The sequence below is a fragment of the Actinomyces sp. genome (genome assembly GCF_030524025.1).
Taxonomy (GTDB): domain Bacteria; phylum Actinomycetota; class Actinomycetes; order Actinomycetales; family Actinomycetaceae; genus Actinomyces.
Map to the genome: position 1 here is coordinate 139,306 of NZ_JAUNHI010000002.1, position 22,543 is coordinate 161,848.

General features: G+C 71.7%; 19 protein-coding genes and 1 pseudogene. 10 read left to right on the forward strand and 10 right to left on the reverse strand.

The window, feature by feature from the left end:
- Positions 1–187: 187 nt before the first annotated feature.
- Positions 188–774 (forward strand): annotated as a pseudogene (locus Q4C85_RS01755) (sugar phosphate isomerase/epimerase family protein); the annotation flags it as partial.
- Here the strand turns inward: Q4C85_RS01755 and Q4C85_RS01760 are convergent.
- On the reverse strand, positions 708–1,913 hold the full coding sequence (locus Q4C85_RS01760) for a LacI family DNA-binding transcriptional regulator (protein ID WP_303138965.1): 1,206 nt from the start codon (positions 1,911–1,913) through the stop codon (positions 708–710). The pseudogene Q4C85_RS01755 and the gene Q4C85_RS01760 sit on opposite strands and share 67 nt — an antisense overlap.
- 128 nt (positions 1,914–2,041) lie before the next feature.
- Here Q4C85_RS01760 and Q4C85_RS01765 point away from each other — a divergent pair, with 128 nt between their 5' ends.
- The 3 genes from Q4C85_RS01765 to Q4C85_RS01775 all read left to right on the forward strand — a co-directional run bounded on the left by Q4C85_RS01765 (position 2,042) and on the right by Q4C85_RS01775 (position 6,574).
- Positions 2,042–3,124: a LacI family DNA-binding transcriptional regulator gene (locus Q4C85_RS01765; RefSeq protein WP_303138967.1), complete on the forward strand. Its 1,083-nt coding sequence runs from the start codon at positions 2,042–2,044 to the stop codon at positions 3,122–3,124.
- Positions 3,125–3,236: 112 nt separating this feature from the next.
- Positions 3,237–5,291 (forward strand): phosphate acetyltransferase, encoded by a 2,055-nt coding sequence (pta, locus tag Q4C85_RS01770; protein WP_303138968.1) that lies wholly within the window; start codon positions 3,237–3,239, stop codon positions 5,289–5,291.
- Positions 5,292–5,338: 47 nt separating this feature from the next.
- Complete coding sequence (locus Q4C85_RS01775; RefSeq protein WP_303138969.1) at positions 5,339–6,574, forward strand: acetate/propionate family kinase; 1,236 nt, start codon at positions 5,339–5,341, stop codon at positions 6,572–6,574.
- A gap of 77 nt (positions 6,575–6,651) precedes the next feature.
- Here Q4C85_RS01775 and Q4C85_RS01780 read toward each other — a convergent pair whose 3' ends face one another.
- Positions 6,652–7,200: an RNase H family protein gene (locus Q4C85_RS01780; protein ID WP_303138971.1), complete on the reverse strand. Its 549-nt coding sequence runs from the start codon at positions 7,198–7,200 to the stop codon at positions 6,652–6,654.
- A gap of 186 nt (positions 7,201–7,386) precedes the next feature.
- Here Q4C85_RS01780 and Q4C85_RS01785 point away from each other — a divergent pair, with 186 nt between their 5' ends.
- Positions 7,387–9,129 carry a sodium:solute symporter family protein gene (locus Q4C85_RS01785; RefSeq protein ID WP_303138973.1) on the forward strand — a complete coding sequence of 581 codons (1,743 nt, stop codon included), beginning with the start codon at positions 7,387–7,389 and terminating at the stop codon, positions 9,127–9,129.
- 24 nt (positions 9,130–9,153) lie between these two features.
- Positions 9,154–9,444, forward strand: a complete 291-nt coding sequence (locus Q4C85_RS01790) for a hypothetical protein (RefSeq protein ID WP_303138975.1) — start codon at positions 9,154–9,156, stop codon at positions 9,442–9,444.
- Here Q4C85_RS01790 and Q4C85_RS01795 read toward each other — a convergent pair.
- Positions 9,410–9,676 (reverse strand): HPr family phosphocarrier protein, encoded by a 267-nt coding sequence (locus tag Q4C85_RS01795; protein WP_303138976.1) that lies wholly within the window; start codon positions 9,674–9,676, stop codon positions 9,410–9,412. The genes Q4C85_RS01790 and Q4C85_RS01795 overlap by 35 nt on opposite strands.
- Before the next feature lie 242 nt (positions 9,677–9,918).
- Complete coding sequence (locus Q4C85_RS01800) at positions 9,919–11,043, reverse strand: GuaB3 family IMP dehydrogenase-related protein (protein ID WP_303138978.1); 1,125 nt, start codon at positions 11,041–11,043, stop codon at positions 9,919–9,921.
- 270 nt (positions 11,044–11,313) lie between these two features.
- Between Q4C85_RS01800 and Q4C85_RS01805 the strand changes: the two genes are divergently transcribed.
- Positions 11,314–12,078, forward strand: coding sequence for an exonuclease domain-containing protein (locus Q4C85_RS01805; protein WP_303138980.1), 765 nt, complete (start codon positions 11,314–11,316; stop codon positions 12,076–12,078).
- A gap of 54 nt (positions 12,079–12,132) precedes the next feature.
- Here the strand turns inward: Q4C85_RS01805 and guaB are convergent, their stop codons facing one another.
- On the reverse strand, positions 12,133–13,662 hold the full coding sequence (gene guaB, locus Q4C85_RS01810) for an IMP dehydrogenase (RefSeq protein WP_303138981.1): 1,530 nt from the start codon (positions 13,660–13,662) through the stop codon (positions 12,133–12,135).
- A 322-nt stretch (positions 13,663–13,984) separates the two neighbouring features.
- Between guaB and Q4C85_RS01815 the strand changes: the two genes are divergently transcribed.
- The gene (locus Q4C85_RS01815) at positions 13,985–14,287 is read left to right on the forward strand and encodes a WhiB family transcriptional regulator (RefSeq protein WP_303138983.1); all 303 of its coding nucleotides are present in this window, start codon (positions 13,985–13,987) and stop codon (positions 14,285–14,287) included.
- Positions 14,288–14,392: 105 nt separating this feature from the next.
- Here the strand turns inward: Q4C85_RS01815 and groES are convergent, their stop codons facing one another.
- Both groES and Q4C85_RS01825 read right to left on the reverse strand, forming a co-directional pair.
- Positions 14,393–14,689, reverse strand: coding sequence for a co-chaperone GroES (gene groES / locus Q4C85_RS01820; RefSeq protein WP_303138985.1), 297 nt, complete (start codon positions 14,687–14,689; stop codon positions 14,393–14,395).
- Positions 14,690–14,953: 264 nt separating this feature from the next.
- Positions 14,954–15,775, reverse strand: a complete 822-nt coding sequence (locus Q4C85_RS01825; protein WP_303138987.1) for a vancomycin high temperature exclusion protein — start codon at positions 15,773–15,775, stop codon at positions 14,954–14,956.
- A 197-nt stretch (positions 15,776–15,972) separates the two neighbouring features.
- On the opposite strand from Q4C85_RS01825, the gene Q4C85_RS01830 reads away from it, so the two are divergent.
- Complete coding sequence (locus Q4C85_RS01830; RefSeq protein ID WP_303138989.1) at positions 15,973–17,250, forward strand: class I SAM-dependent methyltransferase; 1,278 nt, start codon at positions 15,973–15,975, stop codon at positions 17,248–17,250.
- Positions 17,251–17,337: 87 nt separating this feature from the next.
- A complete protein-coding gene (locus tag Q4C85_RS01835) occupies positions 17,338–18,525 on the forward strand; it encodes a glutamate--cysteine ligase (RefSeq protein ID WP_303138991.1) in 1,188 nt (395 codons plus the stop codon).
- 9 nt (positions 18,526–18,534) lie between these two features.
- On the opposite strand, the gene tsaD is transcribed toward Q4C85_RS01835, so the two are convergent.
- From tsaD to Q4C85_RS01850, 3 genes are all read right to left on the reverse strand, one after another.
- Entirely contained in the window at positions 18,535–19,581 is a 1,047-nt protein-coding gene (gene tsaD / locus Q4C85_RS01840; RefSeq protein ID WP_303138993.1) for a tRNA (adenosine(37)-N6)-threonylcarbamoyltransferase complex transferase subunit TsaD, read from the reverse strand.
- A 180-nt stretch (positions 19,582–19,761) separates the two neighbouring features.
- Positions 19,762–20,535, reverse strand: coding sequence for a succinate dehydrogenase/fumarate reductase iron-sulfur subunit (locus Q4C85_RS01845; protein WP_303138994.1), 774 nt, complete (start codon positions 20,533–20,535; stop codon positions 19,762–19,764).
- Positions 20,532–22,532 (reverse strand): fumarate reductase/succinate dehydrogenase flavoprotein subunit, encoded by a 2,001-nt coding sequence (locus Q4C85_RS01850; protein ID WP_303138996.1) that lies wholly within the window; start codon positions 22,530–22,532, stop codon positions 20,532–20,534. Before Q4C85_RS01850 ends, Q4C85_RS01845 begins: the two co-directional genes overlap by 4 nt.
- Positions 22,533–22,543 lie beyond the last annotated feature (11 nt).

Genomic DNA, 22,543 nt, shown 5'->3' on the forward strand with positions numbered 1-22,543 from the left:
TGAACAACCAGGGCCTCGAAGGCCGGTGGCCTATCCCCGCTGGTGGCCGACGACGTGGCCGGGCACGCGCCCCGGACGCACCTGGGCACTAGCTGGGCGAGCACGCCGAGGCCACCCTGCCCACACTGCTCCGAGCCCGGCCCGACCCGCCACGCAGCACCCGCCTCAGGACGGTCTCGCGGGCCGCATGGAGATCCTGGACTACCGGTGGTCGGTCGTCGTGCCCTTCTTCAAGGAGATCGATGCCCTGGCCCGCGACAGCGACGTCCAGGTCTGCCTCGAGCTGCACCCGCGCAACCTCGTGTTCAACATCCCCTCCTTCGAGCGGCTCGTTGAGCAGACCGGGGCGACCAATATCAAGGTCAACATGGACCCCTCCCACCTCTTCTGGCAGCAGATGGACCCGATCGCCGCCACCCGGCGCCTGGGCCCTCTCGTCGGCCACGTCCACGCCAAGGACACCGCGATCCTGCCCGGTGCGGCCTACCGGGGGGCCTCGCCACCGACTTCGGGCACGTCCCGGCCGAGGCCGAGGGCAAGGTGCCCGTGGCCTACGGGTACTGGTGCAACGCCTGGCCCCAGGACCCCGCGTGGCGCTTCGTCGCCTTCGGCCTGGGCCACGACACCGACTACTGGACCGAGTTCCTGCGGGCGGTGGCCGAGGTCAAGCCCGACATGTGCGTCAACATCGAGCACGAGGACCCCGCCTACGGCAACGTCGAGGGGCTGGAGATATCCGCGGGCAACCTCCTGCGGGCCGCGGCCGGACTCTGAGACCGGCGGTCAGGCACCCTCGGGCGACGAAGAGCGCCTGACCGCCAGCACCGGGGCCACACAGTCACGTTGCGCGCGGGCATGGCCAGGGCCTGGGCGGCCGACAGACCCGCCACCGGGTCGCGCCCCGAGCGCTGGCACAGGAAGCCGATGGCGTCACGGGCCATCGCGGCCACCGGCTGCTCGACGCTGGCCAGAGAGAACTCCTCGCGACGGGCCAGAAAGGTGTCGTCATAGGAAACCAGGGGCACCCGGCCGCCCAGTCCGGCCAGGACCGCAAGCGCGTCAAGAGCGATGACGTCGTTGTGGACCACCACCCCCGTGCGTCCCGCACCGGCGGCCCGAGCCGCCACCAGTGCACGGCGCAGGGGCGAGTCGGTGCCGCCCCCACGGGCGGCCGCACCGTCGGTGCGCTGCGTGCTGTCGGGGTCCGGGGTGCCGTCGGTGCGGTCGGTGCCGTCGACGACGACGTAGAAGGGCATCCCCGCCTCGTCGGCGGCGCGGGCCAGCGCACCGCCGCGCTCGGCCGCGTTGGTGTCCTGGACCGATGGCGGTGCCACATAGACGAGGCGCTGCGCCCCGGCTGCGGCCAGGTGGTCGACGACCACCGTCGCCGCGGCGGCCTCGTCGAGGCGCACCGTGTCGATCGCGCCGCCGACATCCATCCGCCCCACGAGGCACACGGGCGTGTCGCGCCCCAGCGCCCGGATGGCGGGTGCGCCCATGGCCGGGGAGACGAGGACGAGGCCCTCGACACGCATGCCCACGAGGGCGTCGACGGCCGCCCGGCCCTCGTCGTCCCCCGGGGACAGGATGATGAGCATCGTCAGACCGTGCTCGCGGGCCGCCCCCTGGAGGGCCTGGGCGAGGAAGTCGAAGAAGGGGTTGCGCAGGTCGGGAAGGACCAGGCCGACAAGGCCCGAGCGCCCCGAGGCCAGGGAGGCGGCGGACGTGTTGACCCGGTAGCCCAGCCGTTGCGCGGCCTGGCGAATCCTCTCGCGGCTGGCCGCCGAGACCTGGCCGGAGCCCGACAGGGTCAGGGAGACCAGGCCGCGAGAGACCCCCGCTTCGCGGGCGACATCGGCCTGGGCGACCCGGCGCGGCCCTCCGCCGGTCTCGGGCGCGCGCGAGCCGGGCATGGCGCCTCCCTCCCTCGACCGGCACGTGTGGTCCCAGCCCTGTCCTGGGTCCTGCCGGCGCAGGGGGCGCCGGGTCCTTCGGCCGCACGGTAACCCGTGGCGGGCCCGCGGACCGATAGGCTGGGGCCGTGACAGCCCGCCAGGTCCCCGTGCCTCCCGGGGGGCGCCGCCCGCGCATGGTCGATGTCGCCCGTCGGGCGGGGGTCTCCCGCGCCCTGGTCTCCCTCGTGCTGGCGGGCAAGCCCGGGGCCTCGCCGGCCAACCGGGCCAAGGTGCTGTCGGCGGCCGCCGAGCTCGGCTACGCCCCCGACGTCAATGCGCGCCGCCTGCGTGCTGGCACGCGCCGCCTGGTCGGGGTGGTCTTCGACGGCCATGACGCCTTCACTGCCCGTGTCCTGGACGCCGCCCACGAGGCCGTCGCTGCCCGGGGGCGGGACCTCGTCTTGACGATGTCCTCCTCCTCGTCGACCTCCTCGGCCTCGGTCCAGCTCGTGCGGGCCCTGCGCACCCTCGAGGCACAGCGGGTCAGCGGGGTCCTGCTCATCTCCTCCGGCCCGGTCGACGCCGAGGCGGCGGCGCTGCTCGCCGCTCTCCCGGCGGTCTTCGTCGGCGCCTACGCCCCCGCGCACCTGGCCGGGAGGGTCGGTTCTGTCCACTCCGACGACGACGGGGGGATGCGCGCGCTCGTGCGCCACCTGGTCGGCCTGGGGCACAGGCGCCTGGCGGTCACGCGCGTGGCGGGGCGCCGCAGCGGGGACGTGCGGGCCCAGGCGGTCCATGAGGAGGCGGGCCTGCTGGGCGCCGAGGTCCTCGAGGTCCCGGCGGCCGCCTATGACGAGTCCGCGGGCGTGGCCGCGGGCCTGGCCGTCCTGGACCTCGACCCGGCGCCCACGGCGGTCCTGGCCGCCAACGACGCCCTGGCCTTGGGCATCATTCACGTCCTGCGCCGTCAGGGGCTGGGCGTGCCCGAGGACATGTCGGTCACCGGCTTCGACGACGCCGGCTCCGGGCCGGCACCGGCGGTTGCCTCCCTGGGGCTGACCACGGTGCGCCAGGACGTCGAGGCCATCGTCTCCTCGGCCCTGGACCTGCTCGAGTCGCCCTCGCCCGCGGGCGGCGCCGCCGAGCTCGTCCTGCCCACCGGGCTCGTCCTGCGGTCGACCACCGCCTCCCCGGCTGTGCCGGGTTCCACAGATACCAGGGCCTCCTGAGACCGGGCCGTCATCGCACGGCGGGGTCGAGGGAGGGCACAATCAAGGCCGAGAGGTGCCGGGGCGCTCCGGCACGCTCCGGCAGGACTCGAGACGGATGAAGGACCATATCGTGACGCGCAGCATCTACATCGCCTCTCCCGGGGCGGGGACAGGCAAGTCCACCGTGGCCCTGGGCCTCGTCGCATGCCTGACCAAGGTCGTCGCCAAGGTGGGCGTGTTCCGCCCCTTCGTCGACTCCCGCGAGTACGACCCGTTCCTCGACCTGCTCCTGGCCCGCTCGGGCTCCTCGGCCCCGGCCTCGGCCTGCATCGGCGTGACCTGGGACGAGTTCCACGCCGACCCCGAGGAGTCGCTGTCGACCATCGTGTCGGCCTACCGAGCCGTGGCGCGCGACCACGATGTCGTGCTCATCGACGGCTCGGACTTCACCGACGTGGCCGGCAACCCCGAGATGTCCCTCAACGCCCGCGTGGCTGCCAACATCGGCGCCCCGGTGCTACTCGTCGTCGCGGGCGATCACAGCCCCGAGGACGTGCGCGGGTCGGTGGAGGTCTCCATCGCCGAGATCGCCGACAACCACGCCCGGACCGTCGCGGTCGTGGCCAACCGCTGCCTGCCCGAGAGCCGCGACGCCGTCGCCGCGGCCATCGCCGGCATCGAGGGCGTGGCCACAACGACCCTGCCGCTGGTCCCCCTGCTGTCTGCCCCCTCGGTGCGCGAGGTGATGTCCGCTGTTGACGGCACCCTTATCTCCGGTGATGAGACCCTCCTGGAGCGCGAGGCCGAGTCGGTGCTCGTCGCTGCGATGGACGTCGCCCACATCCTGGAGCGCCTGCGCGAGGGCCAGCTGGTCATCGTGCCCGCCGACCGCTCGGCTGTCCTGGTCTCCCTGGCCGCCGCTCAGGCCTCCTCCGGCTTCCCCAGCCTGTCGGGCCTCGTGCTCAATGGCGGCTTCCCGGTGGCCTCCCACGCCCTGCGCCTCCTGCACGGCCTCAACCTTCCCCTGCCGGTCATGACCTCCCCCCTGGACACCTTTACGGCCGCGTCGACGGCGGGCTCGCTGCGGGGGGCGCTGGCCCGCGCCTCGGAGCGCAAGCTCGACGTCGCGGTGACGACCTTCGAGAAGGAGGCCGACATCGACGTCCTCATGGAGGCCCTCGAGGTCGAGACCTCCGAGGTCGTCACGCCGATCATGTTCCAGGCCGAGCTGGTCGAACGTTCCCGGGCCGACCGCAAGACCATCGTCCTTCCCGAGCCCGATGACGACCGCGTCCTGCGGGCGGCCGACGCCATCCTGCGCCGCGGCATCGCCGACCTCGTGCTGCTGGGCGACGACAAGGCGGTGCCCGCCCGCGCCGCCGAGCTGGGGCTGGACATCGGCGCAGCGCGGGTGGTGCGCACCGACGACCCCGAGCTGCTGGAGACCTACGCCGCCGAGTTCGCCCGCCTGCGCGCCAAGAAGGGCATCACCCTGGAGCAGGCGCGCGAGAAGGTCCAGGACGTGTCCTACTTCGGCACGATGATGGTCCACATGGGGCACGCCGACGGCATGGTCTCGGGCGCCGCCCACACGACCGCGCACACGATCGTGCCGTCCTTCCAGATCATCAAGACCAAGCCGGGCACCTCGATCGTCTCCTCGGTGTTCCTCATGCTGCTGGAGGACCGGGTCCTCGTCTACGGCGACTGCGCGGTCAACCCCGAGCCGACCGCCTCCCAGCTGGCCGACATCGCGATCTCCTCGGCGGCCACGGCCCGGCAGTTCGGCGTCGACCCGCGCGTGGCCATGCTGTCCTTCTCGACCGGCACCTCGGGCCAGGGCGCCGATGTCGACAAGGTCCGTGAGGCCACCGCCCTCGTGCGCGCCATGGCGCCGGACCTGGCTGTCGACGGGCCCATCCAGTATGACGCCGCCATCGACCCGACCGTCGCCGCCAAGAAGGCCCCCGGCTCCGAGGTGGCCGGACGCGCCAATGTCTTCATCTTCCCGGACCTGTCCAGCGGCAACATCGGGTACAAGGCCGTCCAGCGCTCCAGCGGCGCCATCGCGGTGGGCCCGGTCCTCCAGGGCCTCAACAAGCCGGTCAACGACCTGTCGCGCGGGGCGCTGGTCGAGGACATCATCAACACCGTGGCGATCACGGCCGTCCAGGCCCAGGGCTGACCGGGCCCGGCCCCACCCCGCACGAGCCCGCACGAGAAAGGCACACCGTGACGACCAGCGGCACCACCCCCGAGCAGACCACGACGACGGCCGCCAAGGCCCCGGCCCGGACGGTCCTCGTCATCAACTCGGGCTCCTCGTCCATCAAGTACCAGCTCGTCGACCCCGACGCCGGCCGCTCCCTGGCCTCGGGCCTGGTCGAGCGCATCGGCGAGGCCGAGGGGGCGATCATCCACCGCCACGGCGCGCAGGAGCTGCGCATCCAGGCGCCCGTCGCCGACCACGGCACGGGACTGGCCGAGGTCCTGCGGCTCTTCGGCGAGGAGGGTCCGGACCTCTCGGCGGCCAATGTGGTGGCGGTGGGGCACCGGGTCGTCCAGGGCGGGAGGTTCTTCTCCGGCCCCGCACTCATCGACGACGAGGTCGTGGCCACGATCACCGAGCTCGTCCCGCTGGGGCCCCTGCACAACCCGGCCCACCTCAAGGGCATCGAGGTCGCCCGCGAGCTGCTCGCCGCCGTGCCGCACGTGGCGGTCTTCGACACCGCCTTCTTCCAGGACCTGCCCGAGGCGGCGGCCCGCTACGCCCTCAACCGGGAGGTCGCCGACCGCTACTCCATCCGCCGCTACGGGGCCCACGGCACGAGCCACCAGTACGTCTCGGCCGAGGTCAGCGCGTTGTTGGGCCGCGAGGACCTGCGGCAGATCGTGCTCCACCTAGGCAACGGCGCCTCGGCCTCGGCCGTGGTGGCCGGCCGCGCCGTCGACACCTCGATGGGGCTGACCCCCCTGGAGGGGCTGGTCATGGGCGGGCGCACCGGGGACATCGACCCCGCCGCCGTCTTCCACCTGGCCCGGGTGGCGGGCATGAGCATCGAGGAGATCGACCACCTGTTCAACCGGTCCTCGGGTATGAAGGGTCTGACCGGGGACAACGACATGCGTGAGGTGTGGCGGCGCATCGACTCCGGCCAGGCCCAGGCCCGTGAGGCCATGGACATCTACGTCCACCGCCTCGTCAAGTACGTCGGCGCCTACGCCGCGGTCATGGGCGGGCTGGACGCGCTCACCTTCACCGCCGGCATTGGCGAGAACGACGCCCGGTTGCGCGCCGAGGTCGTCGGGCGGCTGGGTTTCCTCGGCGCCCGGATCGACCCGACGGCCAACACCGAGCGCTCGAGCCTGGGGCGCGTGGTCTCCAGCGCCGACTCGACGGTCGCCGTCGTGGTCTTCCCGACCAACGAGGAGCTGGCCATCGCCCGCCAGGCGGTCACCCTCCTGTGACCCCGCCGCTGACCCCGCCGCTCTGACGCCGGCCCGCGCGCCGGCGCGCCGTCAAGCCATCAGAGCCGTCAGAGCCGTCAGAACAGGGCGTCGGCAGGCGGGTCTTCCGGCACCTGGCCGCCGGCGGCGGGCGCTGCGGAGGCCGAGGTGGCGGGGGCGCCCCCCCGGGTCCATCCGGGCCCGCCGGGCACCGGGGCGCCGCGCTGGAAGGCGGTGGCCGCGGCGCGGGCCCGGGCGTCGGCGGCCTCGTTCATCGGGTGGCCGGTGTGCCCGCGGACCCACTCGAAGCGCACCCGCCTGCCCTGCATGGCCGCGTCGAGCTGCCGCATGAGGTCGTCGTTGAGGACGGGCTTGCCGTCGGCCTTGCGCCAGCCGCGGCGCTTCCAGCCGTGGATCCACTTCGTCAGGGAGTTGATGACGTACTGGGAGTCGGCCTGCACAAGCAGGTCCTGCCCGGTGTCCGCCGTGGCACGCAGGAGCTCGAGAACCGCGGTCAGCTCGCCCCGGTTGTTCGTCGAGCTCTCCCAACCACCGGCGGCCCAGCAGTCCTCGTCCACATACCAGGCCCAGCCCGCCGGGCCGGGGTTGCCCAGGGCGGATCCGTCCGCCGCCGCGATGATCGTCATGCACCGCACCCTACCGGGGCCGGACCGTGACGGGGACGCCGGGCGCACGAGGCGGTCCCCGCCGTGCTCCGGGGCCGCACTCCGCTCCACAGCCCACCAGCGAAACTTGACCTACGTCACACCAATAGCCTATCCTGCGCAGGACCTGAAACGGTTGCGTCGTCGCCCGACTGCCCGAGGAATCCCATGCCGCCCCTGCCCTGCGCCGTCATGCCCACCGCCGCCCCACTGCTCGATGCCCGCTGGTACGACTACATCCCGATCATCATCTACTTCGCCTTCGTCATCGGGGTCGGCTTCATGGTCAAGCACAAAGCCGCCTCCTCCGACGAGTTCCTCACCTCCGGCCGTTCCCTTCCCGCCTGGGTCACCGGCATCGCCTTCGTGTCGGCCAACCTGGGCGCCGTCGAGATCATGGGCATGTCCGCCAACGGCGCCCAGTACGGCCTGCCGACCTTCCACTACTTCTGGATCGGCGCGATCCCGGCCATGATCTTCCTGGGCCTGGTCATGATGCCCTTCTACTACGGGTCGAAAGTGCGTTCGGTCCCGGAGTTCATGTTCCGCCGGTACGGGACCACCGCGCACCTCATCAACGCCCTGTCCTTCGCCCTGGCCCAGCTGCTCATCGCCGGCGTCAACCTCTACCTCCTGGGGTCGATCGTCCAGCGTCTGCTGGGTTGGCCCCTGTGGACCGCACTCCTCGTCGCGGCGGTCATCGTCTTCTCCTACATCAGCCTCGGCGGGCTGTCCGCCGCGATCTACAACGAGGTGCTCCAGTTCTTCGTCATCGTCGCCGCGCTGCTGCCGCTGACGCTCGTGGGCCTGCACCGCGTGGGCGGATGGAACGGGCTCAAGGCATCGATCACCGCTGATGCCACGGCACACGGAACCGGCGCCTACGCCGACCCCTCCGCCCAGCTCCACTCCTGGCCGGGCGTCCTGCTGTCGGGATTCAACTCCTCGACACTGTCGGTCATCGGCATCGTCTTCGGGCTCGGTTTCGTGCTGTCCTTCGGCTACTGGACCACCAACTTCGTCGAGGTCCAGCGGGCCATGGCAGCCGACTCCATCTCCGCGGCACGCTCGGCCCCCATCGTGGGCACCTTCGCCAAGATGTTCGTGCCCTTCCTGGTCATCATCCCCGGCATGGTCGCGGCAGTGCTCGTCAACGAGATCCACCAACTCAAGCTCGCCACGCTCACCGGCACGGAGGCGGCCACGGGGGACGTCAAGTACAACGACGCCGTGCTGCTGCTCATGCGCGACGTGCTGCCCAACGGCCTGCTCGGCCTGGCGATCGCCGGCCTCCTGGCCTCATTCATGGCGGGCATGGCCGCCAATGTCTCGGCCTTCAACACGGTGTTCACCGTCGACCTCTACCAGCGCTACATCAACCCGAAGGCCGACGACGCCCGCTATCTGCGCATGGGGCACGTGGCCACCGGGATCGCCACGGTCGTCGCGATCTTCACGGCATTCATCGCCTCGACGTACTCCAACCTCATGGATTACCTCCAGCAGCTCTTCTCGATGTTCAACGCGCCACTGTTCGCCACGTTCATCATCGGTATGTTCTGGAAGCGCGCCACCAACCACGGCGGTTGGGCCGGCCTGACGGCCGGCACCCTGAGCGCCCTGTGCGTCAACATCCTGGCCTGGCGCGGCACGCTGGACCTGCCGGGACAGGGTGCGGCGTTCCTGGCGGCAGGGACCGCCTTCGTCGTCGACGTCGTCGTAACCGTCGTCGTCTCGCTGGCCACGGCGCCGCGGCCCGAGGCCGAGCTCAAGGGCTTCGTCTACGCCCTGACCCCCGTCGAGGACCGGCGCGACCCCGCGGCCGCGGAGCTGGCCTGGTTCCGTCGACCCGTCCCACTGGCGATCCTGGCAGGGACCCTCGTGGTCCTGCTCAACGTCGTGTTCCACTGATCCTCAACCGACCGGAGTCGACTCATGAAAGCGCGCACGAGGAACCTTGCAGACATCCGCGTCGTCATCGGCGCCGCCCTGGGCATCATCGGGGTCTACCTGCTTATCTGCTCCGCCTTCCTCAACGGGCCCGATGAGATGGCCAAGACCGGTGGCGTCAATGCCAACCTCTGGTCCGGCCTGGGCCTGTTGACCATCGCCCTGCTCATGGGCCTGTGGTGGCTCATCAGCCCCGGGCAGGAGGCCGAGGCGCCCCACTTACTGCTGGGCCGATATCCGCTCAGGCGTCGAGGTCGGTCTCGAGCAGCGCCTTGAGCTCGTCGAGGGCGCCCTCGGCGCCGTCGGCGTCGGAGGTCAGGGTGACGACATCGCCGAAGCCGGCGCCCAGCGTCATGACACCGAGAATCGAGGCGGCGTCAACCGGCTGACCACCCTCCTTGGCGATGGTGACGGGAACACCCTTCTCGGCGACGGCCTTGACGAAGGTGGCGGCAGGACGGGCGTGGAGGCCGACCTTCGAGGCGATGGTTGCGGTGACCTGGGCCATAGATGACTCCTTGTGCGGTGGGCGGGACGGACGCCACAGCCCGGGTGCCCGTGAGACGAGGAACCGGGACGTGACTGATGTCAGAGTTCACAGTACCTGACAACGCCCTCGACTGGGGTCGATGTGACGATCGAATATCACACGACGATGACGTCACCCGTCCCACCACCGTCCCACTACCCCGCCGGCACGCCGCCGCATCAGTCGGGGTCAGCCCGGGATCGGTCCGGGCTCGGTCCGGGTCAGTCGGGGTCGTAGGGCGCCAGGACGACCTCGACGCGCTGGAGCTCCTTGACGTCGGAGTAGCCCGTGGTCGCCAACGTGCGGCGCAGCGCCCCCATGATATTGAGGGTGCCGTCGGCCTGGTCGGAGGGGCCGTTGAGGATCTCAGCCATCGTGCCGACTGTGCCCACCACGCTGCGGTAGCCCCGCGGCAGGCGCTCGTGGCGGGCCTCGGGCCCCCAGTAGTAGCCCCCGCCGGGGGCCTCTTCGGCACGGGCCAGCGCCGCCCCGAGCATGACGGCGTCGGCGCCGCAGGCGATCGCCTTGACGACGTCGCCCGAGCTGCCCACCGAGCCATCGGCCACGACGTGGACGTAGCGTCCCCCGGACTCGTCGAGGTAGTCGCGTCGGGCGGCGGCGACGTCGGACACGGCCGTGGCCATCGGCATGTGGAGCCCCAGGACCTGCCGGATCGAGGAGGAGGCGCCCCCGCCCTGGCCCACGAGGACGGCCGCGGCACCGGTGCGCATGAGGTGGAGGGCGGCGGTGTAGGTGGTCACCCCGCCCACGACGACCGGCACGTCGAGCTCGTAGATGAAGCGCTTGAGGTTGAGCGGCTCGGTGCTGCCCGAGACGTGCTCGGCCGAGACGACCGACCCGCGGATGACGAACAGGTCGACTCCGGCCTCCACGACGGTGCGCCAGTGGCGCACGGTGCCGCCGGGGCTCAAGCGGCCGGCCACGACGACCCCGGCCCGCCGGATCTGCTCGAGCCGGTCGGTGATGAGCTCGGGGCGCACCGGCGGGGCGTAGACCTCCTGGAGGACCCGTGTCGCCTCTTGGGGGGAGGCGGCGCGGATCCGCTCCAGGGCCTCGCTCGGGTCTTCGTAGCGGGTCCACAGGCCCTCGAGGTCGAGCACGCCGATACCGCCGAGACGCCCGACGAGGATTGCGGTCTGCGGGCTCATCACCGCGTCCATGGGGGCCGCCATGACCGGCAGGTCCACATGGTAGGCATCCACCTGCCAGCTGACGCGCACGTCGCGGGTGTCCCGGGTACGCCGGGCGGGGACGAGGGCGATGTCGTCGAAGGAGTACGCCCGACGAGCCCGCTTGGCGCGTCCGATCTCGATCTCTGCGCTCATGCCCCGGAGTCTAGATGAGTAGGTCCAAGGGGTGGGGGCACGGGCCGGGCGACACGAGTCCGGGGCCGACGTCACGAGTCCGGAGCCCACCTCCTCGCCGAGATCGGGACATATGTCCCGATCTCACGGTGTCATATGTCCCGATCTCGGGGAGGGTGTGGGTCCAAGGCGGAGAACCCCGCCATCCGCCCCCCACCGACCACCCTCGACCGCGAGCCCCTCCGCGAAGCCGGCGGATGCGTGTCGCCGCCGGGTGGCACACTGCCGGTCATGAACGAGCACCACCCCGGCCGCACCACTTCTCCGTCGCTGCCCTGGCCGCGCGGACCGGTCCTGGGCTTCGACACCGAGACCACCGGTGTCGACCCCCGGGCCGACCGCCTCGTCACCGCCGCGCTCGTGTCCCGCGACGCCGCCTGCACCGATGGCGAGCGCGTCCAACGGGTCGAGACCTGGCTGGCCGACCCCGGCGTCGAGATCCCACCGGGGGCCAGCGCCGTGCACGGGGTGACCACGCAGCGGGCCCGCGCCGAGGGGCGGCCCGTGGCCGAGGTCCTCGCGGAGGTCGCCGAGCGGCTCGCCTCAGCGATGTCCCAGCAGGTGCCGGTCGTGGCCTTCAACGCCTCCTACGACCTGACCCTCATGGAGAGCGAGCTGGCCCGCCACGGTTTGCCCACGGTCCGCGAGCGCCTGGGCCGTGACCTGGGGCCGGTCATCGACCCCCTCGTGCTGGACCGGGCGGTGGACCGCTACCGCAAGGGCAAGCGCCGCCTGGAGGATCTGTGCCGGTTCTACGGGGTGCGGACCGACTCCACCCTGCACACCGCGGAGGTCGACGTGGCCGCCGCCCTCGACCTCCTGGAGGAGATGGCCCGGCGCCACCCCCGCCTGGCGGGGATGGGTCTGGCAGATCTCATGGCCTTCCAGGCACGGGAGCACCGCCGGTGGGCCGAGTCCTTCAACCGCTGGCTGGCCCGCCAGAACCCGGGACGCCCGGGAGCCGATCCCTCCTGGCCCCTGCCCGAGGGCGTGTGACGCCCCGGCGACCCCACCCCGGCAACCGGGTGGCGCCCCGGGGCGGGACCCGGCTCACTCCCGTCCGGCGTAGTTGGGGGCCTCGACGGTCATCTTGACGTCGTGCGGGTGGGACTCCTTGAGCCCCGCGCTCGTGATCCGCACGAACTGACCGTTGGCCTTGAGCTCGGGGATCGTGCGCGCGCCGACGTAGAACATCGACTGGTGCAGGCCGCCGACGAGCTGGTAGACGACGTCGGCCAGGGCACCCGAGAAAGGCACCTGCCCCTCGATGCCCTCGGGAACGATCTTGGAGTCCGAGGTCACATCCGCCTGGAAGTAGCGGTCCTTGGAGTAGGAGGCGCGGCCGCGCGAGCTCATGGCCCCCAGGGAGCCCATCCCGCGGTAGCGCTTCCACTGCTTGCCGTTGACGAAGACGAGGTCGCCCGGGGACTCCGTGCACCCGGCCAGCAGGGAGCCGAGCATGACCGAGTCCGCGCCGGCCACGAGCGCCTTGGCGATATCGCCGGAGTACTGCAGCCCGCCGTCGGCGATGAGCGGCACCCCGGCGGGCGTGCAGGCCTTGGCGGCCTCGTAGACGGCGGTCACCTGGGGAACGCCCACCCCCGCGACGACCCGGGTCGTGCAGATCGAGCCCGGCCCGACACCCACCTTGACGGCGTCGACGCCGGCGTCGATGAGCGCCTGGGCGCCCTCCCGGGTGGCCACATTGCCCCCGATGATCTCGATCCCGGCGAAGGCCGAGTCGTTCTTGAGGCGCGCGACCATCTCGAGGGCCAGCCTGGCGCCCCCGTTGGCGGTGTCGACGACGATGACGTCGACCCCCGCCTCCGCCAAAGCCTCGGCACGCTCCCAGGTGTCGCCCCAGTAGCCCACGGCCGCACCCACAACGAGGCGGCCGGACTCGTCCTTCGTGGCCTGGGGGTACTGCTCGGTCTTGACGAAGTCCTTGACGGTGATCAGGCCCGTCAGGTGACCGGCTTCGTCGATGAGGGGCAGCTTCTCGATGCGGTGCTCGGCCAGCAGCGCCTTGGCGTCCTCGCGGGAGATGCCGGTCGAGCCGGTCACGAGCCGCTCGCGCGTCGTCATGCAGTCCCGCACGGTCAGCGTGCCCCACTGCTCGGGGGGCACGAAGCGCAGGTCCCGGTTGGTGATGATGCCCAGCAGATTGCCCCCGTCGTCGACGACCGGCAGCCCCGAGACCTTGTAGTGGCCGCACAGCTCGTCGAGCTGGGCGATCGTCGCGTCGGGGCCCACCGTCACCGGGTCCGAGACCATGCCGGACTCCGAGCGCTTGACCCGCCTGACCTGCTGGGCCTGGTCCTCGATCGACAGGTTGCGGTGCAGGATCCCGATCCCGCCCTGACGGGCCATCGCGATGGCCATGGCGGCCTCGGTGACCGTGTCCATGGCGGCGCTGAGCAGCGGAGTCGCCAGGGAGATCCTCCCGGTCAGACGCGTCGTGGTGTCCACCTCCGAGGGCGCGACGTCGGTGAGCCTGGGCAGGAGCAGGACGTCGTCGTAGGTCAAAGCGGTGGGGGCGAAGACTTCGGGGCTGGTGATCGAGTCGCTCACGTGACGCATCGTATGCGGCCCGAGCGGAACGAGCCATACGCGGCGCGCCACGCCGCGAGCCGTGGCCACCGGCCCCACGCCGCCAGGCCCACGCCACCCACCGCCTCCCACCGGACAAAGGTGCGGCATGACATGAGATGCGTGAGACTGACCATCGAACGTCATGTCCTCGCATTCCCCTGACATGCGCCGAACTCTGACTCTGAGAGCGAAATGACCGCTAAACCGCGAGAAAGTCCAGGCCTACGCCTTGCCCGGAAGACGTTCCTGTACCTACTGTTGTATGAGACGCATGCATGCTGGAGCGCCGCGCGAAGGAGGGTTGAGCACGATGGGCGACAGCGCCAGGCTTCCGGGGCCCATCACAGCACTGTGGGAGTGGCAGTACCGCGGCGCCTGCATGGGGATGGACTCGACGACCTTCTTCCATCCCGAGGGCGAACGGGGGTCGGCTCGGCGCAGGCGGGACGAGGGGGCCAAGGCGGTGTGCCGCTCCTGCGAGGTCCTGGAGATCTGCCGGGAGCACGCCCTGTCCACCCATGAGCCCTACGGGGTGTGGGGCGGCATGACCGAGGAGGAGCGCCGCGCGGTGCTCGCCCGGCGCCGACGCTCCCCCGGGGAGCCGGTCGCCTGAGCAACGAGCCGCCCGGCTGCGCTGCGGTTGGGCAGCACAGCCGGGCGGGCTGTCTGTCGGGGCGCGCGGTGAGCGCCCCGAGCGCTTCGGCTCAGTGGGCGTGGCTCACCGGGTGACGACGGCCAGCACGTCACGGGCCGACAGGATGAGGTAGTCCTCGCCGGCGTACTTGACCTCGGTGCCCCCGTACTTGGAGTAGATGACGATGTCGCCCTCGGCGACGTCGACCGGGATCCGCTTGCCGGAGTCGTCGACGCGGCCGGGGCCCACGGCCACGACCTTGCCCTCCTGCGGCTTCTCCTTGGCGGTGTCCGGGATGACCAGGCCCGAGGCGGTGGTCTGCTCGGCCTCGACCGTCTGGACGACGATGCGGTCCTCGAGCGGCTTGATGGAGATCGACATATCGGCCTCCCCTTCTCGCTGTGCGTGACTTGCGTACGGACTCAATGCGTACTGGATGACATGACTAGTGCGCTGCACCCGCGCTCACTCGACCGCCGTCGCGGGGGTCGGCCGGGCACGGACCGGGTGCGAGCCGTGGGACCGTGCCGGGGCACGTCCCGCGTCGGCACGAAATCTACGCGGACAATTAGCACTCAGTCAACGCGAGTGCCAAGCGCGTCGGCCCGGTTCGCCATCGGCGTTCAGGGGCCTGTCAGTGGCCCGTCAGTGGCCCGACGGCGAAGGGCCGGCTTGCGGTGTCGCTGAGGAGGTCGCCGGGGAGCCGGCCGAGGCAGCGGCGCCGGCCGAGGGCGTGGCGGCGCTCTGGGCGTCCGCGCCGCGGCGCTGCTCCCGGGTCCAGGCCACCGCCTCCTCGACGCTCGTCTCCTGGTCCCCCATCGTGGGGGTGCGGTCGGACAGGACGTCCCAGGCGGCCTTGACAGCAGCCAGGCGCTCGCGTGCCCAGCTGCGGACCCAGGTGCTCCGGTTGGCCGTGGCCCGCGTGTCCCCGACACCCGTGGCGTCGATCCCCACCGCCCGGCACACCGCGACTGCCCGGGGGACGTGGAAGTCCTGGCTGACGAGGACCGCCTGCTCGACCCCGAAGATGTCGTGGGCGCGCACGCAGGTGTCGTAGGTGTCGAAGCCCGCGTAGTCGATGGCGATCGCCTCGCTCGGCACCCCGACAGACACGAGGTAGTCGCGCATGGTGACGGGCTCGTTGTACTCCGCCTGGGCGTTGTCCCCCGACACGAGGATCCCCTCGACCCTGCCGGACTCGTAGAGCTCGGCGGCCGCGTCGAGACGGTAGCGCAGCCAGGGCGAGGGGTCGCCCGAGGCGTAGACCGAGGCGCCCAGGACGATGGCCACCGGGGCGGAGGAGGTGTCGTCCTCGGCCCCGAGGTCGGCAGTGCGCCCGGCGGAGGCCGCCCACACCCAGGCATTGGGAACAAGAAGGAACGCCAGGGCGAGCCCGGCGACCGCCACGAGCACCCACCGCACCCGGCGGAGTGTCAGGCGTCGAGCCACCGCAGCCATGCGAGCCATCTGGTCCTCCCTCCCGGCGCTGCCAGTGCCGGTCGGCACCGGCCGCCCCGCTGTCAGCCTCAGCAGGCTTCCGGACCGTACCGGCGCGCGTCACCTCGACGCGCCGGGTCTCGCCGGTGGTGTGCACCACCCGCCATGACGGCCCCGAAGGCGTGACGTCCCACCCCGCTGACACCCGCCGTGTCATGATCGTACCGATGGACGACTCGACACTCGCCCCGCTGCTGACCCCGGAGGGCTGGGCACTGCTCGGCTCCCTGCCCCCCTACGACGACCTCGATCCCCTGGCCGTGGGCCAGGCCCTGCGGGAGCAGGGGCACTCCCCCGGCCTCGTCGCCGCCGCCCTGACCCAGCAGCGCCTGCGCGGTCGCGCCGAGGCCAAGTTCGGCCCCTTCGCCGCCCGGATGCTCTTCACACCCGACGGCCTCGAGCAGGCCACGCGCCTGTCGGTGGCGGCCCACCACGCCTCGCGCTACACCCGCGCCGGGGTGACGCGGGTGGCGGACCTGGGCTGCGGCATCGGCGGGGACTCGATGGCGCTGGCGGGCCTGGGCCTGTCGGTCCTGGCGGTCGAGCACGACGAGACGACCGCCGCGTTGGCGACAGTCAACCTCATGGCCTTCCCCGACGCCGAGGTCCGCTGCGCCGACGCCCTGGAGATCGACCTGGCGGCCGAGGGCGTCGACGGGGTGTTCGCCGACCCCGCCCGCCGCAGCCGGGGACGGCGGCTGACCGACCCCGAGCAGTGGTCACCGCCCCTGAGCCGGGTCCTGGCGCTGCGTGAGCAGGTCGAGGCCCTCGGGGTCAAGGTCTCCCCGGGACTGGCCCACGACCTGCTGCCCGCCGACTGCCACGCCCAGTGGGTCAGCGTCGAGGGACAGGTGGTCGAGGCGGGGCTGTGGTTCGGCCCTCTGGCCCATGAGGGCCCCGGACGGTCCGCCCTGGCGCTGCGCAGGGGACAGGACGACTCCTGGCACGCCCACGTCCTGGCGGACACCGAGTGCGCCGACCCGTCCACCGCTCCTGCGCAGGCCGAGCCGATCGGCGGCGCCGAGGAGCTGGGCGAGTTCGTCCATGAGCCCGACGGCGCCGCGATCCGAGCCGGGCTGGTCGCCCATCTCGCCCACGCCCTGGAGGCGGCGCCGGTGGGGGAGCGCATCGCCTACCTCACCGGAGACCTGGCCCCGACCCAGGCGCTGGCCCCCTTCGTCAGGTCGTGGCGTCTGCGCGAGGTGCTCCCCCTGCACCTCAAGGCCCTCAAGGCCCGGGTGCGGGAAAAGGACATCGGCCGCCTCGAGATCCACAAGCGCGGGGTCGACCTGCCCCCCGAGGCGCTGCGCGCCTCCCTGCACCTGCGCGGCGAGGGCTCCGAGACCTGGCTCCTCACGCGTCTGGGCCCGCGCGAGGGCGCCTCGTCGGGGGGCAGGGGCGCCGTCCTCGTCGTCGAGCCGCGGGAGCAGGCCCCCACCGGGTGAGTATTCGGCCCGGGCCGGCCCCGCCGGCGGGGTCGGCCGGGATCACCGTCACCCAACCAGCGATCCAGCCAGCAACAGGAGGAACCCGTGGCCCACGAGTCCCGTCGCGTCCACCGCGCGGCCCTGCCCTTCGCGACCTCGGCGCGCTCCACCCTCGGCATCGAGTGGGAGCTCCAGCTCATCGACCGTGACTGCCTGGACCTGCGCCAGTGCGCCTCGGAGATCCTCGGCTCGGTGGGCGACGACCCGCACATCCACGGGGAGATGATGCTCAACACCGTCGAGCTCGTCTCGGGAGCGCGCCGCACCGTCGCCCAGTGCGTCGAGGACATCGCCCTGGCCTTCGACCGGCTCCTGCCGACCACCGGACCACTCCACGTCGAGCTGGCCAGCGCCGGGACCCACCCCTTCGCCGACCCCCTGGTTCAGAAGGTGACCGACGCCGAGCGCTACGCCCGCCTCGTGGACCGCACCCGCCTGTGGGGTCACCAGATGCTCATCTTCGGCACCCACGTGCACGTGGGCATCGAGGACCGCGACAAGGTCCTGCCGATCCTGTCGGCCCTGCTCACCCGCACCGCCCACCTCCAGTGCCTGAGCGCCTCCTCGCCGTTCTGGGCCGGGCAGGACACCGGCTACGCCGACAACCGCGCCATGATGTTCCAACAGCTGCCCACCGCCGGCGCCCCCCACCAGCTCGACACGTGGGAGGCCCTCGAGGCCTACGCCGGAGACATGGTCCACACCGGCGTCATCGAGGACTTCACCGAGGTGCGCTGGGACGTGCGCCCCTCCCCCCGCCTGGGCACGATCGAGGTGCGCTCCTGCGACGCGGCCACCAACCTCACCGAGCTGGCGGGGATCGCGGCCCTCACCCAGTGCCTCGTCGAGGACTTCTCGCGGCGCCTGGACCGTGGCGAGACACTCGACGTCCTGCCGCCCTGGTACGTCGATGAGAACAAGTGGCGCTCGGCGCGCTACGGGATGGACGCCATCCTCATCATCGACTCCGCCGGCGAGGAGGAGCTGGCCACGGACACGGTGGCGCGGATGCTCACCGACCTGGCGCCGGTGGCCGAGGACCTGGGCTGTGCGAGGGAGCTCGAGGGCGTGCGCGCCACCCTCGAGGCCGGCGCCTCCTACCAGCGTCAGATGACCGCCACCGAGGCGGCCGGTGGCTCCAAGGACGCCGCCGTGCGGCTCATGCTCGCCGAGCTGCGCGCCGGCCGCCCGCTGCTGCCCGATGAGATCCGGGCCCTGTGCGCCTCGGCCTGAGCCGGCCGCTCAACGGGCGACGATGACCTCCAGGGGCATGCCGGAGTCCGGGGCGAGGTCCATCGGCGAGGGCGCCACCCCGGCGCGCACGGCCGCGGCGCCCAGGGCGGCGATCTGGGCGCCGTTGTCCGTGCAGTAACGCAGCGGCGGGAGGCGCAGCTCGATACCTGCCGCAGCGCAGCGCTCGGCGGCGAGCTCGCGCAGGCGCGAGTTGGCCGAGAAGCCGCCGCCGACCACGAGGGTCGAGCAGTCGTGGTCGAGACAGGCCTGAACGGCCTTGGCGGTCAGGGAGTCGTTGACCGCCTCGGAGAAGGCGGCGCACACATCGGCCCGGGGGACCTCGCGACCGGCGTCCTGGAGGGACTCGACGTACCTGGCCACGGCCGTCTTGAGGCCGGAGAAGGAGAAGTCGTAGCGGTGGCGCTCCCGGTCCTTGGCCGCCCCCAGGCCCCGGGGGAAGCGGATGGCCTCCCGGTCCCCGTCCTGGGAGAGGCGGTCGACATGAGGGCCGCCCGGGTAGGGCAGGTCGAGCAGGCGGCCGACCTTGTCGAAGGCCTCCCCGGCGGCGTCGTCGAGGGTCCCGCCCAGCTCGACGACGTCGGTGGCGATATCCGTCACCTGCAAGAGGTTGGAGTGACCGCCCGAGACGATGAGGCCGATGAAGCGCTCGGGCAGCGGGCCGTCGACCAGCTCGTCGACCGCGAGGTGCCCGATGACGTGGTTGACGCCGTACAGGGGCCGGTCCAGCGCCACGGCCAGGGCCTTGGCCGCTGAGACACCCACGGTCAGTGACCCGATGAGCCCCGGGCCGGCGCACACGGCCACCGCGTCGACCTCGGCGATGTCCACGTCGGCGGCCTCGAGGGCGGCGTCGAGCGTGGGGACGAATGCCTCGAGGTGTGCCCGCGAGGCGATCTCGGGGATGATCCCGCCGAAGCGCGCATACTCGTCCATCGAGGTGGCCACGACGTCGCCGAGCAGCTCCCGGCCGCGGACGAGGGCCACGCCGGTCTCGTCGCAGGTGGACTCGATGCCCAGGATCAGTGCTTCACTCACGGTGCCCAAGCCTAGCCGCCGCACGGGGCGGGCCGAGCACCCGGGCCCGGCGGCCGACCCGGGGCGCCATCAGACCCGCCGGGGGGACACGACACCCCGGGGCCGACGCCGAGCGTGCTCCCCCACCTGCCGGGTGGCGACCCCGCAGATCTCTGCCGGGACCCCCGGAGCGGTCCTCGGTCAGGCGTGCGCCTTCTGCCCCTTCCACAGGGCGTGGCCCAGGTCCCGGTTGAGCCAGGTGATGACCTCCAGGGGGACGGACTTGGGGCAGACGGCGGCACACTCACCGATGTTCGTGCAGCCGCCGAAGCCCTCGGCGTCGTGCTGGCCCAGCATGGAGACCACGCGGGCCAGGCGCTCGGGCTGGCCCTGCGGGAGCAGCCCCAGGTGCGCGATCTTGGCGCCGGTGAACAGCATCGCTGAGGCGTTCGGGCAGGCCGCCACGCAGGCGCCGCAGCCGATGCAGGCGGCCGCCTCGAAGGCGGCGTCGGCCTTCTCCTTCTGGACCGGCGCGGCGTGGGCCTCGGGGGCGGCGCCGGTGTTGACCGAGATGTAGCCGCCGGCCTGGATGATGCGGTCGAGGGCCGAACGGTCGACGATGAGGTCGCGCAGCACCGGGAAACCGGTGGATCGCCACGGCTCGATCGTGATGGTCGAGCCGTCCTTGAAGGAGGGGTCCTCCGCCAGGTGACGCATGTGCAGCTGACAGGTGGTCGAGCGGATCGGCCCGTGCGCCTGACCGTTGATGACCACGCCGCACTGGCCGCAGATGCCCTCGCGGCAGTCCGAGTCGAAGGCCACCGGCTCCTTGCCCTCGGCGAAGAGCTGCTCGTTGAGCAGGTCGAGGACCTCGAGGAAGCTCATGTGCTCCTCGACGCCGAGGAGGGAGTACTCCTCGAAGCGGCCGGGGGATGCCTGGTTCTTCTGGCGCCAGATCTTGAGCTTGATGTTCACTTGTAACTCCGCTGCTTGAGCTCGATGTCCTTGTAGATGAGGTCCTCCTTGTGAAGGATCGGTGGCCGGCCCTCCCCGCCCCACTCCCAGGCGGCGACGTAGAGGAACTCATCATCGTGCCGCAGCGCCTCCCCCTCCGGGGTCTGGGACTCGGCCCGGAAGTGCCCGCCGCAGGACTCGCGGCGGTGCAGGGCGTCGATGCACATGAGCTCGGCCAGCTCGAAGAAGTCGAGCAGCCGCCCGGCCTTCTCCAGCGCCTGGTTGAGCTCCATGGCCTCGCCGGTGACACGCGCGTCGCGCCAGAACTCCTCCTTGAGGTCCCGGATCTGCACGATCGCCTCGCGCAGACCCGCCTCCCGGCGCTCCATGCCGCAGTACTCCCACATGATACGGCCCAGGGCCATATGGAAGTCATCGACCGACCGGGTGCCCCGCAGGGCCATGAGCCGGTCGATGCGGTCCTGGACCGAGGCCCGCGCCCGCTCGATCTCGGGGGCCTGGGGGTCGACCTTGCCCTCGCGCAGCATGTCGGCGAGATAGTCGTTCATCGTGTCCGGCAGGACGAAGTAGCCGTCGGCCAGGCCCTGCATGAGCGCGGAAGCCCCGAGACGGTTGGCGCCGTGGTCGGAGAAGTTCGCCTCGCCGGCCACGTACAGGCCGGGGATGTTGGACTCCAGGTCGTAGTCGACCCACAGCCCGCCCATCGTGTAGTGGACCGCCGGGTAGATGCGCATCGGCACCTCATAGGGGTCATCCCCCGTGATGCGCTGGTACATCTCGAACAGGTTGCCGTAGCGGGCCGAGACGGCGGCCACGCCCAGGCGCTCAATGGCCTCGGAGAAGTCGAGGTAGACCCCGCGGCGCATGAGGCGCTCATTGCCCGCGGCGTCCCGCTCCTTGATGGCCGGGCCCACGCCGCGGCCCTCGTCGCACATGTTCTTGGCCTGGCGCGAGGCGATGTCGCGGGGCACGAGGTTGCCGAAGGCAGGGTAGATCCGCTCGAGGTAGTAGTCGCGGTCCTCCTCGGGGATCTCGCGCGGGTCCTTGTCGCAGTCCTCTGCCTTCTTGGGCACCCAGATGCGCCCGTCGTTGCGCAGCGACTCGCTCATCAGGGTCAGCTTGGACTGGAAGTCGCCCGACTGCGGGATGCAGGTGGGGTGGATCTGGGTGTAGCAGGGGTTGGCGAAGTAGGCGCCCTTGCGGTGCGCACGCCACACCGCCGTCGCGTTGCAGCCCATCGCGTTGGTCGACAGGAAGAAGACGTTGCCGTACCCGCCGGTGGCCAGCACGACGGCGTCGGCCAGGTGGGTGTCGATCTCGCCGGTGACCATGTCCCGGGTCACGATGCCTCGGGCCCGGCCGTCGACGACGATGAGCTCGACCATCTCGTGACGGCGGAACTCGGTGACCGTGCCGGCGTTGACCTGACGCTCCAGCGCCTGGTAGGCGCCGATGAGCAGCTGCTGGCCGGTCTGGCCCCGGGCGTAGAAGGTGCGGGAGACCTGCACCCCGCCGAAGGAGCGGTTGTCCAGCAGGCCGCCGTACTCGCGGGCGAAGGGGACCCCCTGGGCCACGCACTGGTCGATGATGTTGGCGCTGACCTCGGCCAGGCGGTAGACGTTGTCCTCGCGGGCGCGGTAGTCCCCGCCCTTGACGGTGTCGTAGAACAGACGGTGGACGGAGTCGCCGTCGTTGCGGTAGTTCTTCGCTGCGTTGATGCCGCCCTGGGCGGCGATGGAGTGGGCGCGCCGGGCGGAGTCCTGGTAGAAGAAAACCTTGACGTTGTAGCCCTGCTCACCCAGTGAGGCGGCTGCCGCGCCACCGGCCAGGCCCGAGCCGACGACGATGATGTCGAGCTTGCGGCGGTTGGCGGGGTTGACCAGCTTGGCGTCGAACTTGCGCTGCTCCCAGCGCCGGGAGATCGGGACGTCGTGGGAGGCCTTGGTGTCGGCGATCTTCTCGCCCTCGGTGTACAGGCCGTCGATGAGCTCAGTCATGGGGGTTCACT

Excerpts from the sequence above, each read along its gene's own strand:
- guaB (WP_303138981.1), bottom strand. The coding sequence starts at position 13,662 with ATGCGTCACGTGAGCGACTCGATCACCAGCCCCGAAGTCTTCGCCCCC.
- groES (WP_303138985.1), bottom strand. The coding sequence starts at position 14,689 with ATGTCGATCTCCATCAAGCCGCTCGAGGACCGCATCGTCGTCCAGACG.
- Q4C85_RS01780 (WP_303138971.1), bottom strand. The coding sequence starts at position 7,200 with ATGACGATCATCGCGGCGGCGGACGGATCCGCCCTGGGCAACCCCGGC.
- Q4C85_RS01800 (WP_303138978.1), bottom strand. The coding sequence starts at position 11,043 with ATGAGCGCAGAGATCGAGATCGGACGCGCCAAGCGGGCTCGTCGGGCG.
- Q4C85_RS01795 (WP_303138976.1), bottom strand. The coding sequence starts at position 9,676 with ATGGCCCAGGTCACCGCAACCATCGCCTCGAAGGTCGGCCTCCACGCC.
- Q4C85_RS01805 (WP_303138980.1), top strand. The coding sequence starts at position 11,314 with ATGAACGAGCACCACCCCGGCCGCACCACTTCTCCGTCGCTGCCCTGG.
- Q4C85_RS01785 (WP_303138973.1), top strand. The coding sequence starts at position 7,387 with ATGCCGCCCCTGCCCTGCGCCGTCATGCCCACCGCCGCCCCACTGCTC.
- Q4C85_RS01760 (WP_303138965.1), bottom strand. The coding sequence starts at position 1,913 with ATGCCCGGCTCGCGCGCGCCCGAGACCGGCGGAGGGCCGCGCCGGGTC.
- Q4C85_RS01825 (WP_303138987.1), bottom strand. The coding sequence starts at position 15,775 with ATGGCTCGCATGGCTGCGGTGGCTCGACGCCTGACACTCCGCCGGGTG.
- Q4C85_RS01790 (WP_303138975.1), top strand. The coding sequence starts at position 9,154 with ATGAAAGCGCGCACGAGGAACCTTGCAGACATCCGCGTCGTCATCGGC.
- Q4C85_RS01830 (WP_303138989.1), top strand. The coding sequence starts at position 15,973 with ATGGACGACTCGACACTCGCCCCGCTGCTGACCCCGGAGGGCTGGGCA.
- Q4C85_RS01815 (WP_303138983.1), top strand. The coding sequence starts at position 13,985 with ATGGGCGACAGCGCCAGGCTTCCGGGGCCCATCACAGCACTGTGGGAG.
- Q4C85_RS01850 (WP_303138996.1), bottom strand. The coding sequence starts at position 22,532 with ATGACTGAGCTCATCGACGGCCTGTACACCGAGGGCGAGAAGATCGCC.